Origin of the sequence: Pseudomonas serbiensis, from assembly GCF_030580745.1 — a bacterium.
Classification (GTDB): domain Bacteria; phylum Pseudomonadota; class Gammaproteobacteria; order Pseudomonadales; family Pseudomonadaceae; genus Aquipseudomonas; species Aquipseudomonas serbiensis.
In genome coordinates, this window is record NZ_JAUQOO010000006.1 from 239,447 (window position 1) to 257,390 (window position 17,944).

Annotated in this window: 19 protein-coding genes; all 19 read right to left on the minus strand. The window is 60.3% G+C overall.

Annotated features, from left to right (window positions below):
- Positions 1-5 precede the first annotated feature (5 nt).
- Positions 6-1,121: a sensor histidine kinase gene (locus tag Q6A51_RS10635; protein WP_201020329.1), complete on the minus strand. Its 1,116-nt coding sequence runs from the start codon at positions 1,119-1,121 to the stop codon at positions 6-8.
- A 234-nt stretch (positions 1,122-1,355) separates the two neighbouring features.
- Positions 1,356-3,056 (minus strand): urease subunit alpha, encoded by a 1,701-nt coding sequence (ureC, locus tag Q6A51_RS10640; protein ID WP_201005064.1) that lies wholly within the window; start codon positions 3,054-3,056, stop codon positions 1,356-1,358.
- Between the two features lie 164 nt (positions 3,057-3,220).
- A complete protein-coding gene (locus Q6A51_RS10645) occupies positions 3,221-3,529 on the minus strand; it encodes an urease subunit beta (protein WP_201005062.1) in 309 nt (102 codons plus the stop codon).
- Positions 3,526-4,059, minus strand: a complete 534-nt coding sequence (locus tag Q6A51_RS10650; RefSeq protein ID WP_304574765.1) for a GNAT family N-acetyltransferase — start codon at positions 4,057-4,059, stop codon at positions 3,526-3,528. The genes Q6A51_RS10645 and Q6A51_RS10650 overlap by 4 nt, the downstream gene beginning before the upstream one ends.
- Before the next feature lie 10 nt (positions 4,060-4,069).
- Positions 4,070-4,612 (minus strand): GNAT family N-acetyltransferase, encoded by a 543-nt coding sequence (locus Q6A51_RS10655; RefSeq protein WP_201020331.1) that lies wholly within the window; start codon positions 4,610-4,612, stop codon positions 4,070-4,072.
- A gap of 12 nt (positions 4,613-4,624) precedes the next feature.
- Entirely contained in the window at positions 4,625-4,927 is a 303-nt protein-coding gene (gene ureA, locus Q6A51_RS10660) for an urease subunit gamma (protein WP_201005056.1), read from the minus strand.
- Positions 4,928-5,013: 86 nt separating this feature from the next.
- Positions 5,014-5,859, minus strand: a complete 846-nt coding sequence (locus tag Q6A51_RS10665) for an urease accessory protein UreD (RefSeq protein WP_304574766.1) — start codon at positions 5,857-5,859, stop codon at positions 5,014-5,016.
- Between the two features lie 48 nt (positions 5,860-5,907).
- Complete coding sequence (gene urtE, locus Q6A51_RS10670; RefSeq protein WP_025262167.1) at positions 5,908-6,606, minus strand: urea ABC transporter ATP-binding subunit UrtE; 699 nt, start codon at positions 6,604-6,606, stop codon at positions 5,908-5,910.
- A 158-nt stretch (positions 6,607-6,764) separates the two neighbouring features.
- The gene (gene urtD / locus Q6A51_RS10675) at positions 6,765-7,625 is read right to left on the minus strand and encodes an urea ABC transporter ATP-binding protein UrtD (protein WP_304574767.1); all 861 of its coding nucleotides are present in this window, start codon (positions 7,623-7,625) and stop codon (positions 6,765-6,767) included.
- Positions 7,622-8,701, minus strand: a complete 1,080-nt coding sequence (gene urtC, locus Q6A51_RS10680) for an urea ABC transporter permease subunit UrtC (protein WP_025262165.1) — start codon at positions 8,699-8,701, stop codon at positions 7,622-7,624. The genes urtD and urtC overlap by 4 nt, the downstream gene beginning before the upstream one ends.
- Complete coding sequence (gene urtB / locus Q6A51_RS10685) at positions 8,701-10,290, minus strand: urea ABC transporter permease subunit UrtB (protein ID WP_304574768.1); 1,590 nt, start codon at positions 10,288-10,290, stop codon at positions 8,701-8,703. Before urtB ends, urtC begins: the two co-directional genes overlap by 1 nt.
- Before the next feature lie 89 nt (positions 10,291-10,379).
- Entirely contained in the window at positions 10,380-11,645 is a 1,266-nt protein-coding gene (gene urtA / locus Q6A51_RS10690) for an urea ABC transporter substrate-binding protein (RefSeq protein ID WP_201005049.1), read from the minus strand.
- Between the two features lie 317 nt (positions 11,646-11,962).
- A complete protein-coding gene (locus tag Q6A51_RS10695) occupies positions 11,963-13,336 on the minus strand; it encodes a PepSY-associated TM helix domain-containing protein (RefSeq protein ID WP_304574769.1) in 1,374 nt (457 codons plus the stop codon).
- Between the two features lie 126 nt (positions 13,337-13,462).
- Entirely contained in the window at positions 13,463-13,888 is a 426-nt protein-coding gene (locus tag Q6A51_RS10700) for a DUF2946 domain-containing protein (RefSeq protein WP_304574770.1), read from the minus strand.
- Positions 13,889-13,910: 22 nt separating this feature from the next.
- Positions 13,911-14,372 (minus strand): copper chaperone PCu(A)C, encoded by a 462-nt coding sequence (locus Q6A51_RS10705; protein WP_304574771.1) that lies wholly within the window; start codon positions 14,370-14,372, stop codon positions 13,911-13,913.
- 55 nt (positions 14,373-14,427) lie between these two features.
- A complete protein-coding gene (locus Q6A51_RS10710; protein WP_201005041.1) occupies positions 14,428-14,814 on the minus strand; it encodes a DUF2946 domain-containing protein in 387 nt (128 codons plus the stop codon).
- 113 nt (positions 14,815-14,927) lie between these two features.
- Positions 14,928-15,644 carry a cobalt-precorrin-6A reductase gene (locus Q6A51_RS10715; RefSeq protein WP_304574772.1) on the minus strand — a complete coding sequence of 239 codons (717 nt, stop codon included), beginning with the start codon at positions 15,642-15,644 and terminating at the stop codon, positions 14,928-14,930.
- Positions 15,641-16,738 carry a cobalt-precorrin-5B (C(1))-methyltransferase gene (locus Q6A51_RS10720; RefSeq protein ID WP_304574773.1) on the minus strand — a complete coding sequence of 366 codons (1,098 nt, stop codon included), beginning with the start codon at positions 16,736-16,738 and terminating at the stop codon, positions 15,641-15,643. The genes Q6A51_RS10715 and Q6A51_RS10720 overlap by 4 nt, the downstream gene beginning before the upstream one ends.
- Entirely contained in the window at positions 16,738-17,940 is a 1,203-nt protein-coding gene (gene cbiE / locus Q6A51_RS10725; RefSeq protein WP_304574785.1) for a precorrin-6y C5,15-methyltransferase (decarboxylating) subunit CbiE, read from the minus strand. The genes Q6A51_RS10720 and cbiE overlap by 1 nt, the downstream gene beginning before the upstream one ends.
- Between the last annotated feature and the right edge of the window lie 4 nt (positions 17,941-17,944).

A 17,944-nucleotide genomic window follows, 5' to 3' on the forward strand; every position in this document is an offset into this window, starting at 1 on the left:
CAGGTTCAAGCCGTGCGCGGCAGGACCACGGTAAACGTGGTTCCATCGCCGATGGTCGATGTCACCGTAATGCTGCCGGCATGGGCATTGACCACTTCCTTGACGATGAACAAGCCCAGACCAAGGCTGGTCGATGGGTTGTGGGTTTCGGCGTCAGGGTTCACGCTGCGTACCATCGGGTCGAAAATCGTGCCGATGGCGTCCTCCGCAATGGGCTCGCCATCGTTGTGGACGATCAGTTCCACATTGTCCTCCCAGCCAGTGACCTTGACGCTGACTTCGTTGCTCGAGGTGCCGTGCTGCAACGCATTGCCGATCAGGTTCTGTAGCAGTTGGCCAATCCTGGCGCTGTCCCACTCGCCTCGGGTATTGCCCGCCACTTTCAGGGTCGGTGTGCTGGCTGGCTGACCGGCACAGGCTTCTTCGATGGCTTCGCGGCATGCAGCGGCCAGGTCCATGGGCTTGCGCTCCACCGGCAGGCTGGCGCCGAGTCGGCTGCGCACGAATTCCAGCAGGTCCCCGACCATGGCGCCCATGTGCCGAGTGCTGCTTTTGATCTGGGAAATATAGGAGAGCGTCTTTTCATTCTGCTCTGTCTTGCGCATCAACATGTCTGTAGACATGCTCACGGCCTGTAACGGCGCACGCAGGTCATGGCCGAGAATGGCCAGAAACATATCCCGCGAGCGGGTTACCTGCTCGACGTACGCAGCGGTGGATTCGGCCAGTGCTTCGTCGATGACTTCGTTGAAGCTGATCATGTCCTCAAAAGAGGCTTGTGCCGGTGTCTCCAGGCTTTCGGTCCACAAGCGAGTGACGCTGGAGCGCAAATGGCGAAACTCGGAAGTCATCTGCACCAGATCGAAGCCCACGGTATGCCGAAGCTCGCCATGGCTGGCGGCTGCTTCATCCAGGTTCAGTACAGTGCCCGGAACTCTGGCGGCCTGTTTGCTCCTGGCAGCATCCATGTCCCGTGCAGCGGCCAGCAGAATCGACTTGGCATGGTCGCGCAGTTCGACACGGCTCATGGAGTCAGCCGCAGGAGTCAGGGTCTTGGCGAAGTCTTCCCATTCATCGACGATGCGATCCACATGAGCGACGATGAATTCGGATAGGCGCATTGCCGGTTACCTTGCTTCGGGGTAATGAGGAGGTGTCGGGCATATTATCGTCTTTGCTTTGTCCGACAAACAGCCGTTTGACGTTATTTGTCTCTTAAGTCAACTTTTTGAGAGTCACTTCAATATGTTGAAAGTGACCGGCTTGATCGCAAAGGGCGAGTATAGGCTCCCGATAGCCTACCCCGGCGCGGCTGAAAACCCAAAGGGCCTTCCCGCAGGAAGGCCCTCGTCGGGTCAGAACAGGAAATACCGCTGCGCCATCGGCAGCACATCCGCCGGTTCACACCACAGCAATACGCCGTCGGCCTTGACCTGATAGGTTTGTGGATCGACATCGATGTCGGGCAGGTAGTCGTTGTGAATCAGGTCTTTCTTCTGAACGCTGCGGCAACCCTTGACCACACCAATCTGTTTCTTCAGGCCCAGGGCTTCTGGCACGCCGGCGTCGAACGCTGCCTGGCTGATGAAGGTCAGGCTGGTGGCGTGCAATGAGCTGCCATAACTGGCAAACATCGGGCGGTAATGCACGGGTTGCGGTGTCGGAATAGAGGCGTTGGCGTCGCCCATCAGGCTGGCCGCGATGGCACCGCCCTTGAGGATCAGCGTCGGTTTTACACCGAAGAATGCAGGCCGCCACAGCACCAGATCCGCCCATTTGCCCACTTCGATGGAGCCCACTTCATGGCTGATGCCATGGGTGATTGCCGGGTTGATGGTGTATTTGGCGATGTAGCGTTTGGCGCGGAAGTTGTCGTTGCCTGGACCATCCCCAGGTAGCGGGCCGCGCTGTTTCTTCATCTTGTCGGCGGTCTGCCAGGTGCGCATGATCACTTCACCGACACGGCCCATGGCTTGGCTGTCGGAACTGAGCATCGAGAACGCACCCAGGTCGTGAAGGATGTCTTCGGCGGCAATGGTTTCCCGGCGGATGCGGCTTTCGGCGAAGGCCACGTCTTCGGCAATGCTTGGGTCCAGGTGATGGCAGACCATCAACATGTCCAGGTGCTCGTCGATGGTGTTGCGGGTGAACGGCCGTGTCGGGTTGGTGGAGCTTGGCAGGACGTTGGGCGAGCCGCAGGCCTTGATGATGTCCGGCGCATGGCCGCCACCGGCACCTTCTGTGTGATAGGTGTGGATGGTGCGGTTCTTGAACGCTCCCAGTGTGGTTTCGACGAAACCTGATTCGTTGAGCGTGTCGGTGTGAATCGCGACCTGCACATCGTATTCGTCGGCCACGCTCAGGCAGTTGTCGATGGCTGCGGGCGTGGTGCCCCAGTCTTCGTGCAGCTTCAGGCCGATGGCCCCGGCCTTGACCTGTTCGATCAACGGGCCGGGAACGCTGACGTTGCCTTTGCCGGTCAGGCCAATGTTCATCGGAAACGAGTCGGCGGCCTGGAGCATGCGCGCCATATGCCAAGGGCCGGGTGTTACGGTGGTGGCATTGGTGCCGGTGGCCGGGCCGGTGCCGCCGCCGATCATGGTGGTCACGCCACTCATCAACGCTTCTTCGATCTGCTGCGGGCAGATGAAGTGAATGTGCGTATCGACGCCGCCTGCGGTCAGGATCATGCCTTCACCGGCAATCACTTCGGTCGCCGCGCCCACGGCGATGGTCACGTCCGGCTGAATATCCGGGTTGCCCGCCTTGCCGATGGCGGCGATGCGGCCATTCTTGAGCCCGACGTCAGCCTTGACGATGCCCCAGTGATCGATGATCAGGGCGTTGGTGATCAGCGTGTCCACCACTTCAGCGGCCAGCAACTGGCCCTGGCCCATGCCGTCACGAATGACCTTGCCACCGCCGAATTTCACTTCCTCACCGTAGGTGGTGAAGTCCTTTTCGACCTCGATCCACAGCTCGGTATCGGCCAGGCGAACCTTGTCGCCAACGGTGGGGCCGAACATGTCGGCGTAGGCTTGTCGGCTTATTTTCATCTTTCGGGTCTCGGGGTTGGAGCTGCAAGCTTCAAGCTGCGAGCTATAAGTTGTTCGATGCCGTACTGCTTTTATCTTGCAGCTTGAAGCTTGCAGCTAGTGCTGGCCTCTTCGCCAACGAGTTGGCTCCTACATGGAATCCGTTTCTGGGTGAAAGCGTTATTTCAATCCAGGTCTCCCATAACGCGACCCGCAAACCCGAAAACCCGCCTCAACCCGGCCAGATCCACCAGTTCTACTTCCCGGGCCTGGCCCGGCTCGAAGCGTACGGCGGTGCCGGCCGGGATGTTCAGGCGCATGCCTCGGCTGGCGGCACGGTCGAAGGTCAGGGCGTCGTTGGTCTCGAAGAAATGAAAGTGCGAGCCGACCTGGATCGGGCGGTCGCCGCTGTTGGCGACGGTCAGGCTGATGGTGCGGCGTCCGGCGTTGAGTTCGATGTCGCCGGGCTGAATCTGGTATTGGCCAGGGATCATGTCTGTTGCCCCAAGGTTTTGAAATAAATGGCGGTTGGCATGTAGCGGCCATCCGGTGTGGCGCAGTAATCCGGCAGTTCGCCGACACGGGTGTAGGCGAGGGTGCGGTAGAAGGCTTCCGCAGGCGAGCCTGCCTCCGTGTCCAGATGCAACAGGCCGCGCTTGTGCTGGACGGCGGCATGCTCGACGGCCTCCATCAACTGTGTGCCCAGGCCGCGACCTCTGGCTTGTTGCAGCACCATGAGTTTTTGCACTTCAGCGCGATTGAGCCCGTTGGGCTTCTGGCACAGCGACAATTGCGCGCTGGCCAGCACCTGTTCTTCCTGGACCACCACCCACAACAGCAGGTTGCCGCTGGAGATATCCGTTTTCAGGCCATCACACCAGGCAAGGGCCTGCACTGTATCCAGGTCGGCCATGAATCCTACCGAAGCACCGTGGCGTACAGCATCGAGCAACAGCTCGGCCAGCCCGTGGCGGTAATGCGCAAAGCTGTCAGCGTTTACACGACGTAACTGTGCAGGATTCATGGAGGATGCCCTAGTGAGGTTGTGGAGCCTGGGAGGCCGGTGCCTGTGCGCCGGGCGACAGATTCAGTTGCATGAAAGTCAGATCCAGCCAGCGCCCGAACTTGGTACCGACCTGAGGCATTTGCCCGGTGGTCTTGAAGCCCAGACGTTCATGCAGAGCGATGGAGGCCGTGTTACCGCTTTCGATGGCCGCCACCATGATGTGCTTGTCGCAAAGGCGGGCGCGTTCTATCAGCGCGGCCATCAACTTTGGCCCCAGCCCCTTGCCGCGCTGATCGGCGCGTATATAGACCGAATGCTCGACCGTGTGACGAAAGCCCTCGAAAGGGCGCCAGTCGCCGAATGACGAGTAGCCCAGTACTTCACCCGCATCGTCGACAGCGATCAGGATCGGATAGGCCTGTGTCTGGCGCGCCTCGAACCAGGCCTGACGATTGGCCAGGTCTACGGGCTGTTCGTTCCATATCGCCGTGGTGTTGAGCACCGCGTCGTTGTAGATGGCGAGAATGCCCGGCAGATCGGCTGGCAGTGCATCGCGAATCAGGTCGTTCATAAGTCTCTTGGCTCAGGCAATCGGTTGATGCACGGTGACCAGCTTGGTGCCGTCCGGGAAGGTGGCTTCCACCTGGATCTCGGGGATCATTTCCGGGATGCCTTCCATCACTTGGTCGCGGCTCAGCAGCGTGGTGCCGTAATGCATCAGCTCAGCCACGGTCTGCCCGTCACGGGCACCTTCCAGCAGGGCTGCGGAGATATAGGCCATGGCTTCCGGGTAGTTGAGCTTCACTCCGCGAGCCAGACGGCGTTCGGCAACCAGGCCAGCGGTGAAAATCAGCAGTTTGTCTTTTTCGCGTGGACTCAGATCCATGGTGTATTCCGTTTCTTAAAGTTCTGGTGTGGAAGCGAATCGGGCGGCGCTCCGCTCATTCGCGAACAAACGCACACACCGTAAAATCATGTGTTCCATATTCTGGGGGTGACCGCCTCGCGGCCCAACAAGGCCGGGCGCAGCAGTTTCCATAGTTCGATCAGCCAGGCCCGGGCATGCAGGGCTTCATCCGCCAGACAGCGGGCAACCACCAGCCCCGGCAATTGAGTCAGGTCGCCGCGTACCGGATTGGGCAGCGAGAGCGAGCGGCAGGTTTCGAGCAGATCACTGTTTATTTCTCCGGTGATCAGCAGGGTTGCGAATACTGTTCTGCCGTCCAGGCCGATGGGCGAATCCAGCAAACCGTCGCCTCCGACAATGCGCTGCCGCTCATGCCATAGCAACTGGCCGTCGCGACGGATATCCAGATGAGACTGAAAATGCCCCTGCTCGAAACGCTCGCCACTGGCCGGACGTCCCAGCGCCACCACGTCCCAGTAACACAGCCTGGCATCGCCCTGAAGTTCGATACGGGTGGTCAGTTCGGCCTGGGCCTTGCTGAACACGATGGTTTCCTGCGGCAGCCACTCCAGCGTAGCGCCGGGTTCTACGCGCAGGTCCAGTTGCTGATAGGCCGGGCTCGCGGCGCGATACCATTTGGCTGCGCCGGGGCTGGTCAGTTGCGCCCAGGCCTGGGGGCCGACAGTGGCCGAGATATCCAGCCGGTCACCGCCCGCAATCCCGCCAGGCGGGTGAACAATGATGTGCTGGCAGACTTGCGGACCTTCGGCATACAGATGTTTCTGTACTCGCAGCGGTCCTTTATGGCGTCGCTGGATCGGCCGCGTGCAGTCGTCGAAACGTCCATAACCCAGTTCCAGCTCGGCGTGCCAGCTGGGGGTGAACAGGGCGGTGTGGGCAGGCAGATTCATGGTGTCTTCATTGCTTTGTCGAGTCATGCACCTTAACGGATTGGCGTCTCAAATGGTGACAAGACCACGAACGCCTTCGGCTTCCATATTCTCGCCACGGCCTTGCTGGACGATTTCGCCACGGGACATCACCAGATACTGGTCGGCCAGCTCTGCCGCGAAATCGTAGAACTGCTCCACCAGCAGAATAGCCATGTCGCCACGCTCGGCCAGTTTCTTGATGACCGCGCCTATTTCCTTGATGACCGATGGCTGAATGCCTTCGGTGGGCTCATCGAGAATCAACAGGCGAGGACGACTCGCCAGTGCCCGGCCGATTGCCAATTGCTGTTGTTGACCACCGGACAGGTCGCCGCCACGTCGATGTTTCATTTGCAGCAGCACCGGGAACAGTTCGTAGATAAAGGCCGGAACTTCCTTGGCTTCGGAGCCGGGGAAGCGCGACAGGCCCATCAGCAGATTTTCCTCGACCGTCAGCCGCCCGAAAATCTCCCGGCCCTGAGGCACATAGGCAATACCGGCATGCACCCGCTGGTGCGGCTTGAATCCGGTGATGGGCTTGCCTTCCCACTCGACTGAACCCTCTTTGGACGGCAACAACCCCATCAATACCTTGAGCAACGTGGTCTTGCCGACACCGTTACGTCCCAGCAGACAGGTGACTTCGCCGACTTTCACGTCAAAGGACAGACCGCGAAGAATGTGACTGCCGCCGTAGTATTGATGGAGTTTGCTAACGTTCAGCATGTTTGTTCCTCGGAGCTGAAAGCGGCAAGCTAAAAGCCGCAAGAAAAATCAAAAGCAGAAAAGCAGTCATCAAGCGGAAAGCTACAAGCCCCAAGAAAAATCAAAAGCCAGGGCGCTTTTTCTTGTCGCTTGCAGCTCACAGCTTGCAACTGGGCGCTTCAGCGCCCCAAATACACTTCGATCACTCGTTCATCGGCCTGCACTTCTTCCAGCGACCCTTCAGCCAGAACGCTGCCCTGGTGCAGGACGGTCACGTGGTCGGCAATCGAGCCGACGAAGCCCATGTCGTGCTCCACCACCATCAGCGAATGCTTGCCTGCCAGGCTTTTGAACAGCTCGGCCGTGAATTCGGTTTCGGCGTCGGTCATGCCGGCAACGGGTTCGTCGAGCAGCAATAATTGCGGGTCCTGAACCAGCAGCATGCCGATTTCCAGAAACTGCTTCTGGCCGTGGGACAGCAAACCTGCCGGGCGATGCATCGATGCGCTCAGGCGGATGGTTTCCAGCACGTCATTGATCCGGTCCTTTTGCTCGCCTGTGAGGCGTGCGCGCAGGCTGGCCCAGACCGACTTGTCGGTTTTCTGCGCCAGCTCCAGGTTCTCGAACACGCTCAAGGCTTCAAATACCGTGGGCTTCTGAAACTTGCGGCCGATCCCTGCCTGAGCGATCTGCACTTCGCTCATGTGTGTCAGGTCCAGGGTTTCACCGAACCAGGCTTTGCCGTGGCTGGGGCGTGTCTTGCCGGTAATCACGTCCATCAGCGTGGTCTTGCCTGCGCCGTTGGGGCCGATGATGCAGCGCAACTCGCCAACGCCGATGTACAGATTCAGGTTATTCAGGGCCTTGAAGCCGTCGAAGCTGACGCTGATGTCTTCCAGGGTCAGGATCGTGCCGTGCCGGGTATTGAGCCCCTGGCCCGCTATCTGGCCCAGGCCGATGGCGTCGCGGCTGGTCCCGGCGTCGGAGTTGGGGTCCAGAATCGGTTCAAGCATGAAAGCGGGTGTCGATGTGGTTTTCATGACTCGCTCCTTTTCTTCAGCAGGCCGATCACGCCCTTGGGCAGATACAGCGTCACGATGATGAACAGTGCGCCGAGAAAGAACAGCCAGTATTCAGGGAAGGCCACGGTGAACCAGCTCTTCATGCCGTTGACCAGACCTGCGCCCAGTAACGGGCCGATCAGTGTGCCGCGTCCACCCAGCGCTACCCACACGGCAGCTTCGATGGAGTTGGTCGGTGACATTTCGCTGGGGTTGATGATGCCGACCTGCGGCACATACAAGGCTCCGGCCAGACCGCAGAGCACAGCGCTCAGGACCCAGACGAACAGCTTGAAACCACGGGGATCGTAGCCACAGAACATCAGGCGGTTTTCTGCATCGCGCAGCGCGGTCAGTACTCGACCGAACTTGCTCTGGGCAAGGCGCCAGCCCACATACAGGCTTGCGACCAGCAACAGGACCGTCAGCAGAAACAGCGTGGCCCGGGTGCCTTGGGAGCTGATGCTGAAACCCAGAATGCTGCGGAAGTTGGTGAAGCCGTTATTGCCGCCAAAACCGGTTTCGTTGCGGAAGAACAGCAGCATGCCGGCAAAGGTCAGGGCCTGGGTCATGATCGAGAAGTACACGCCTTTGATCCGTGAACGGAAGGCGAAGAAACCGAATACCAGCGCCAGCAAGCCCGGCGCCAACACCACCAGACACATGGCCCAGAGGAAATTGTCGGTGCCTGCCCAGTACCAGGGCAGTTCGGTCCATGACAGAAAGGTCATGAAGGCGGGCAAGCCATCGCCCGCTGCTTCACGCATCAGGTACATGCCCATGGCGTAGCCGCCGAGAGCGAAGAACAGGCCGTGGCCCAGCGACAACAGACCGGCGTAACCCCAGACCAGATCCAGCGCCAGGGCGACGATGGCGTAGCACAGGATCTTGCCTACCAGCGTCAGGGTGTAGGCCGAAACCTGCAGGCCGTTATCGGCAGGCAGCAACGACAACAGCGGCATGGCCAGCAATATGGCCAGAACCAGAATGCCCACGGTCAGCGTGCCTTTTGGCCCGACTTTCTGTGCGGCGGTCACTATCAATGGCTGATTCATCAGTCGATCACCCGTCCTTTCAATGCGAAGAGGCCTTGCGGACGTTTCTGGATAAACAGAATGATCAGCGCCAGGATCAGGATCTTGCCCAATACGGCACCGATTTGCGGTTCAAGAATCTTGTTGGCGATGCCCAGCCCGAAAGCGGCCATTACGCTGCCCGCCAGTTGACCGACACCGCCGAGCACCACCACCAGGAACGAGTCGATGATGTAGCTCTGGCCCAGGTCCGGGCCGACGTTACCGATCTGACTCAAGGCCACTCCGCCCAGCCCGGCGATGCCCGAGCCCAGCCCGAAGGCCATCATGTCGATACGCCCGGTGGGCACGCCGCAGCAGGCGGCCATGTTGCGGTTCTGGGTCACGGCACGCACGTTCAGGCCCAGGCGGGTCTTGTTCAACAGCAGCCAGGTCAGTACCACCACGAAAAGCGCGAAGGCGATGATGACGATGCGGTTGTAAGGCAGCACCAGATTGGGCAGCACTTGAATGCCGCCCGACAGCCATTCGGGGTTGGCGACTTCAACGTTCTGCGCGCCGAAAGCCAGACGCACCGCCTGGATCAGCATCAGGCTGATACCCCAGGTGGCTAGCAGGGTTTCCAGCGGGCGGCCATACAAGTGGCGAATCACGGTGCGCTCCAGCGCCATGCCGATCAGTGCCGTGACGAAAAACGCCACCGGCAAGGCAATCAGCGGGTAGTACTCGATGGCACCCGGCGCATAGCGCTGGAACATCAACTGCACCACATAGGTGGAATAGGCACCCAGCATCAGCATTTCGCCGTGGGCCATATTGATCACGCCCAGCAGGCCGAAGGTGATCGCCAGACCGAGAGCGGCCAGCAGCAGAATCGAACCCAGGGACATGCCACTGAAGGCCTGGCCCAAGACTTCGCCAACCATCAGCTTGCGGGTGACCTGCGCCAGGCTGGTTTCAGCGGCAATGCGCACCGTTGCATCGGTTTCCACGCCCGGCGACAGCAGTGATTCAAGTCGTGTGCGGGCCAGCGGGTCGCCGGTTTCACCCAGCAGACGCACGGCGGCCAGACGCACCGAAGGGCTGCTGTCGACCAGTTGCAGGTTGGCCAGCGCCAGCGTCAATGCGCTATGCACGCCGGAGTCGGTTTCGGCAGCGACCCGTTGTGTCAGCAGTTCGATCTGAGCGGGGCGGGCGCTTTTTTGCAATTGCCGGGCGGCGGCCAGACGCAGTTTTGCATCGGCGGCCAGCAATTGGTGACTGGCCAGCGCGGTCTCGACCAGACCACGCAGCCGGTTGTTCAGGCGCAGTTTGCGCGGTTCATCCGGGGTTGGAGCATCGGCGGCAGCAGGAGCCTGCGCATCCACGGCCACGTATTGCTCATTGTTTTCGAGGTAGGCGCGTTTGCTGCTGTCCGCAGCAACACGGCCATCGCGCAAGGCTTCAAGCAATTCGACGCGCTCAGGCACAGGTTTGGCTGCCCAGGTTTCAAGCAGATCGGCCTGTTGCGAAGAGCTGGCAGAAACGAAATCGCCAGCATCACTGGCGTGTACTGCCAATGGCAGCAGGAACGCGAGCGTGAGAATGAGGCGGTACAGGGTTTTGGGCATATCGGTAGCCTGGGAGTCGGCGGTGAGGCATTTCGCGAATGAATTGCGCCGTCAGAAGCGAATTCATTCGCGAAGGTATTGGCTAGGTCTTAATTACTCTTCACTGCATGATCCGGCTTCTTGTCGTTGCCAGGGATGTACGGGCTCCATGGCTGTGCACGGATCGGATCCTTGGTCTGCCAGACCACGTTGAACTGACCGTTATCCTCGACTTCACCGATCATTACCGGCTTGTGCAGGTGATGGTTGGTCTTGTCCATGGTCAGGGTGAAGCCCGACGGCGCGGCGAAGGTCTGGCCAGCCATGGCTTCGCGAACCTTGTCGACATCGGTGGACTTGGCTTTTTCGACGGCCTGCGCCCACATGTGAATACCGACGTAGGTGGCTTCCATCGGGTCGTTGGTCACGGCCTTGTCTGCGCCCGGCAGGTTTTTCTTCGTTGCGTAGGCTTTCCAGTCAGCGACGAACTTCTTGTTGACCGGGTTTTCCACGGACTGGAAGTAGTTCCAGGCAGCCAGATGGCCGACCAGTGGCTTGGTGTCGATGCCGCGCAGTTCTTCTTCGCCGACCGAGAACGCAACCACTGGCACGTCGGTGGCCTTGAGGCCCTGGTTGGCCAGTTCCTTGTAGAACGGCACGTTGGAGTCGCCGTTCACGGTAGAAATCACAGCGGTCTTGCCGCCTGCCGAGAACTTCTTGATGTTCGCCACGATGGTCTGGTAATCGGCGTGGCCGAACGGGGTGTAAACCTCTTCGATATCGCTGTCCTTCACGCCTTTGGAGTGCAGGAACGAGCGCAGAATCTTGTTGGTGGTGCGCGGGTAAACGTAGTCGGTGCCCAGCAGGAAGAAGCGCTTGGCCGAGCCGCCGTCTTCGCTCATCAGGTACTCGACCGCAGGAATGGCCTGCTGGTTAGGCGCTGCACCGGTGTAGAACACGTTTGGCGACATTTCTTCGCCTTCGTACTGCACGGGGTAGAACAGCAGGCCATTGAGCTCTTCAAATACCGGCAGTACCGATTTGCGCGATACCGACGTCCAGCAACCGAACACCACAGCGACCTTGTCCTGAGTCAGCAACTGACGGCCCTTTTCCGCGAACAGCGGCCAGTTGGAGGCCGGGTCCACGACTACAGCTTCCAGCATCTTGCCGTTCACGCCACCCTTGGCATTGATTTCGTCAATGGTCATCAGCGCCATGTCCTTGAGCGAAGTCTCGGAGATGGCCATGGTCCCGGAAAGCGAATGCAGAATACCGACCTTGATCGTTTCGGCTGCCTGAACTGTCCAGGTCATACCCATTGCGGCGATTGATGCGGTCAGGGTGAAAGCTTTGATCAGGCTGCGACGCTTCATTGGACGGGCTCCGTTCGGTTGGCTTTTTTTGGTAGGGCGAAAGAATTGCCTCAGGGGTCCTAAGCAAAGGCTGTGCCCAGCCGGGCAAATGGAGTGCATATCCGTTCTAGAGGAGTCGCTGGCGAGGTTCGCGCACTGAAGTGGCGCTGATCGTGGTGCGTCGCTGGATTTTTGTTCGTTGTTGGTGCGCGACGTGCCCGGGAGAAATGAAAAAGCCGCTTTCGCGGCTTTTTCAGAAGATCTGACGAGGCCCGAACCGGTCGGGTGAGGAATTCATCACAAAACCGCCCGCCGGTTTCAGGCTTCGTAGCTGCAATTTAAGCTGCCGCCGACGATTTAGCAAAGCGTGAAAAAACTATCCGATCGAACGCCCATACCGCCAGCAGGGAAACGCCTACCAGCGGAAACGCTACAGCAAGCCCGAACATGATCACGATTGCGGTTTTCCAGCGGGGTAAATCATGGCGCAAGGGCGGCACACCAAGGCCTCCCGTAGGGCGGCGCTTCCACCAGATCACCAGCCCGCTTACCGATCCGAGCAGGATCATCAGGCAGGCCACAAAGATCAGCATCTGGTTGATCCAGCCGAAGAACTTGCCTTCATGGAGCATCACGCTCATCTCGGTGGCCCTGGAAACCAGGCTGTAATCCTTCCAGCCCACGTCAGCCAGAATTTTGCCGCTGTACTGATCGATATGCAGGGTCGCGTCATTGCGCGGATCGTCCGCGAACACCGCCACCGTGAAGACCCCTTCGGCGGTCTTGGGCGCGGTAATACTGTAGCCGGGCTCGACGCCCTGTTCGGTGGCGATATCGACGACTTGCTGTAACGTGACTTTCGGTGCCGCTGGGCCGGCAGACATGCCGTGATGGTGCATGTGTTCGGCATGCTCGCCTGTGGACTGCGGCATCGGCGTGTTTTCCAGTGCCCAGGGCACGGTCTGTACGCTGGCGGTATTGAGTTCGCCCGCCAGTTGCGTGGATTTGGGCACGTCAGTCCACATCGCAGCCGGGAAGGTGTTCCACAACTCGGCGTACTGCTTGCCCCAGAAGCCGGTCCAGGTCATGCCGCTGAGCAGCATGAACAACAGAATCAGTGATCCCCAGAAACCGGTGACCGCATGCAGGTCGCGCCACAGCACTCGCCCGCGACTGCTCAGACGCGGCCACAGCACCCCGGCGGCATTGGTCCCGCGCGGCCACCACAGATAAAGACCGGACACCACCAGCATGATGCCCCAGCCAGCGGCCAGTTCGATCAGCCGGTCACCCACGGTGCCGATCATCAGTTCGCCATGCAGCGCACGGGCGATGGCTTGCAGGTTGTTTTTGGCATCCTGGGTGCCCAGGATCTCGCCGCGATAAGGGTCGATAAACACATTCAGCTCACGACCCTGCTCGCGCACCACAAACTGCGCGCTGCCTTCGGCGCTGACGGGCGGGAAGTATTTGCTGATTGCCGACTGGGGATAACGGCTCAGTACCCGCTGCTGCAACTCGTCGGCGCTGATCTGGTGATGAGCGGGTTTGACGGTCAGCAGGTCGCTGTACATCAGGTTGTCCAGCTGTGGCTTGAACAGGTAAATGATCCCGGTCAGCGACAGCAGGATCATGAACGGAGCGACGAACAGCCCGGCATAGAAGTGCCAGCGCCAGGCCAGGTTATAGAAAGAGACTTTACGCTGTGACATGGAAAGCGTGCTCACGGTAAAAAAGTACAGGACTGAATGGCGGATCATTGCAAGCCCATCTCTGGGACAGGTTTGCGGCAAATCAGTCAGGTTCGAGCGGCCTTCCGGGCTGCGCTCGTTATGGTGTCAGGACAGGGCTGAAGAGGGCGGCGCCCGGCTGCGGGCATGCAGGAAGGCGCTCTGTCGCGCATGGCTTTGCCGGGTGATGGCGACAAAGAAGTCGGAGGGTTTGGGAGGTGTGGCAGCTATCAGTGTCAGTACTTGAGGCAGAGCGGGGCAACTGAACAGCAAGGTGCAGTAGCCACATTTGGCCCACAGCGCGTGATCGTCCATGCCCGTATCGACAGGCTTGGGATGCTCACTGCCGTGGTGGGCGTGGTGCGTCTCCATATCCATGGAGGCTGGCATCGACATGGACATACCGGCGTGATGCTCCATCGGCATCGACTGGGAAACCAGTGGGCCGATAAAGATCATCAACATGGCGAACAGACTCAGCCACGTGCCCCGGACTTTACGAGGCGTGGATGAGCGGACGCGATCAGTGCGCATGGCGCTCAAGTCAGGCAGTCACTCAATGCTTGTGTTCTGGTTCCTGCTTCTGGATCACGACTTGTACGTCGACATCACCAGCTTTCTCGAAGTGCAGCGTCATTGGGAAACGCTGACCGAGGGTGAGCATAGACCGGTCTTTGATATCCAGCAGCATGACGTGATACGCCATGGGCGCAAAGCTGACTTTGGCACCGGCTGGAACCTCGACTGACGGAACCTGGCGCATTTTCATCAGACCGTCGGCCTGCACGTGCTCATGCAACTGTGCCTGGCCTGCGATCGGGGTCTTGACGCTGAGCAGGCGGTCGGCACTGCTGCCTTTGTTCTCGATGGTGAAATATGCCGCGACGGTCGGCGCATTCGGTGGCAGCTCCATGGACCACGGGTGGCCGATCAGCAACTGGCCGCCTTTGTATTCGTGGGCATTGGCAAAACAGGCATGCAGCAACAATGCAGCCAGCATGAGGGCTTTCTTGAACATGGGTGATTCTCCGGTCAATTCATTCAGGTGCTTCAAGACACGTGCGCAGTGAATGTCAGGCTGGCGGAGAGGCTCGGGGATTAGCGCTTGGCCATTGCTGGCGGGGCGAGGTGTGGGTCAGGAATATGGCTTGCGGAAAGTAATCCGGGCCAGGTCGCGTCTGCGGGCCATGGGTAAAGCCTGAAGGGATGACGACCACGATCGAACCTGAGCAGCATGCACAATGCTGCATGCTGGCGTGTTCTTCATGGTCAGGGATGCTTTTTGCAGTATCGCCCAGGGAAATCGCCACCAGACGTGTGCCACTGCCACTACAGAAACTGCCCCACAACAACTGCTCACCCTGAACGCGCGGTGCGCTCGGTGACAGCGGCATGGCCAGCAGGCTGAACAGCACCGCAAAGCAGGCAATCCAGACCGATGTTGTCCGACGTTGGGACATTACGGTTTCCGTTTTATCGAAGGGTCCAGTCAACTCCGCCATTTAGCCTGAACGGGGGCGATAAGTAAAAAGGGAGACGTGTGGCCGGGTGTCGCGGGGAATCTGGGGCGAATTCATTCGCGAAGGGCATGCAGGGTTTCCTCGACACTTTCCAGCACTCGATCCACCTCTGGCAACACAGGCCGTTTCAACACCAGCACCGGCAACCCACGCTCCCGGGCGACTTCCAGTTTGGGTTCGGTGGAGCTGCTGCCGCTGTTCTTGCTGATCAGGACATCGATCTGTCGGCGCTCGAACAGGGCGCGTTCTTCTTCAAGGTGGAAAGGTCCGCGTGCGCCGATCACTTCGCAGCGTTCGTTGCCGGGGTATGGGTCCAGGGCGCGGAGGGTCCAGAACTGGTGCTCAGGAATTTCGTGCAGGTGCTGCAAGGGCTCGCGGCCCAGAGTAAACAGCGGACGCTTGAATGTGGCCAGGGCCGTAATCAGTTCTGACCAGTCAGCCACTTCGCGCCAGTCATCACCTGGGCCTGGCTGCCACGCCGGACGACGCAGTGCCCAGCACTCGATCCCGGCCAGCTCCGCCGCGACGGCAGCATTGCGGCTGATCTGTGCTGCATAGGGATGGGTGGCATCCAGCAACAGGTCGACACCCTGTTCACGTATGAATTGCGCCATGCCTTCAGCGCCGCCATAACCGCCAACCTTGAGCTGGCAGGTCAGGTCCGTCGGCACGCGGCCAACACCGGCCAGACTGTAGATGTGCTCCGGCCCCAGGGTTCGGGCGATGGCCAGTGCTTCGGTCACGCCACCCAGCAGCAATATGCGTTTCATGCAGTCACTCCGGCTTTTCCGACAATACCGCCCTGACGATCAATGGCGAAAACCTCTACCTGAACCTGCGCGGGGACCACACTGCGGGCGAAGTCCAGAGCGTGCTGGCAGACCGTATCGCCCAGAGGCACACCCGCCGCCGCGCTCATGGCCAGTGCTTGCTGGCTGGTATTGGCGTCGCGAATCTGCTGCTGCAACCTTTCATCGGCCCCTGCATCCGCTGCCCATTGCGCCAGTTGCGGCAGGTCGATGCTGGAATGACGGCTGTGCAGGTCCATATGACCGGCAGCCAGTTTGCTGATCTTGCCGAAGCCGCCGCAGATGCTCAGTTTATCCACAGGCACCTTGCGCAGATGCTTGAGCACCGCGCCTACGAAGTCGCCCATTTCGATCAGGGCGATGTCCGGGATCCCGTAGACCCTGCGCATCGTGTCCTCGCTGGCGTTGCCGGTGCAGGCGGCGATATGCAGGTAGCCATTGGTCTTGGCAACATCGATACCCTGATGGATGGAAGCGATGTAAGCCGCGCAGGAGAATGGCCGGACGATGCCGCTGGTTCCCAGAATCGACAGCCCGCCGAGAATGCCCAGGCGCGGGTTCATTGTTTTCAGCGCAAGCGCTTCACCGCCTTCGACGCCCACCGTCACCTCGAAACCGCCCGCATAGCTCATCTCTTGCGCCAGCCCCAGCAAATGCTCGGTCATCATGCGACGTGGCACCGGATTGATGGCGGGTTCGCCGACATTCAAGACCAGACCGGGGCGTGTCACCGTGCCCACTCCCGAGCCGGCGACAAAGCGCACGCCAGGCTCGGCATCAAGCCGTACACGGGCAAATACCAGTGCGCCATGGGTCACGTCGGGGTCGTCCCCGGCGTCCTTGATGGTTGCGGCCTCCGCGCCATCTTCGACAAGACGGCAGAACTCCAGACGCATCTGCACCTGTTTGCCCTTGGGCAATACGATCTGCACCGCATCGTTGACCTGCCCGCCGAGTAACAGGCGAGCCGCCGCCAGACTGGTCGCCGTGGCGCAACTGCCGGTGGTCAGGCCACTGCGTAGAGGGGCGGGCTGTTCGGCGGTTTCTTCACGCATCAGGGCTTGACCACATCCAGCAGGGTAATGGGCAGCGCCTGACGCCAGGTGTCGAACTCCCCCAGAGGTTTGGCATGGGCGACATGGATGCGTGTCAGCTCGCCGCCATGCTGTTCGCGCCAGGCCATCAGGGTGACTTCGCTTTGCAGGGTCACGGCATTGGCGACCAGCCGGCCACCGGAGCGAAGTTGCTTCCAGCAGGCCTCCAGCACGCCGGGGCGGGTAACGCCGCCGCCGATGAAGATGGCATCGGGTGTTTCAAGGCCGTTCAGTGCTTCGGGCGCACTGCCGCGCACCAGTTGCAGGCCCGGCACGCCCAGAGCATCGCGGTTGAATTCGATCAGATGCTGACGACCTTCATCTGCCTCAATGGCCAGGGTGCGGCAGGTGGGATGGGCGCGCATCCATTCGATGCCGATGGAGCCACAGCCCGCACCTACGTCCCAGAGCAGTTCGCCGGGCACCGGGGCCAGGCGCGCCAGCGTGATTGCCCGTACATCGCGTTTGGTAAGCTGGCCGTCATGCTCGAACGCCGAGTCCGGCAAGCCCGCCAGGGTGCTCAGACGTGGGGCGTCGATGTCTGCGCGACAGTCGATGGCCACCAGATTCAGCGCCGCTGTTTCCGGGTTGCCCCATTCACTGGCCTGCCCGTCGATACGCCGCTCGGCCTCGCCGCCCAGATGTTCAAGTACGGTCATCTGGCTCGGGCCGAATCCTCGCTCGCGCAACAACCCGGCAATGGCCGCCGGGCTGCTGCCATCGTTGCTCAGCACCAGCAGGCGCACACCATGGTGAAATTGTGAGTTCAGGGCGGCCAACGGACGGGCAACTACCGAAAGCGTGACGACTTCCTGCAACGGCCAACCCAGACGTGCCGCAGCAAGGGAATAAGAGGACGGGGCCGATACGATGCGCATCTCTTCGATGTCGACCACGCGGGCAAGGCTGGCGCCGACACCAAACAGCATCGGATCACCGCTGGCCAGTACACAGACTTCGGCCCCGCGCTGTTCCAGCACCGGGTTCAGGGAAAACGGGCGGGGCCAGTTCCTGCGCTCTGCACGAATGCAACGCGGCAGCAAGGCGAGCTGGCGCGGGCTGCCGAACACCTGATCGGCGTGCAGCAGCGCATGCCGGGCATTCTTGCCCAGGCCTTTGTAACCGTCTTCCCCGATTCCCACGACTGTCAGCCACGGCGACATGTAC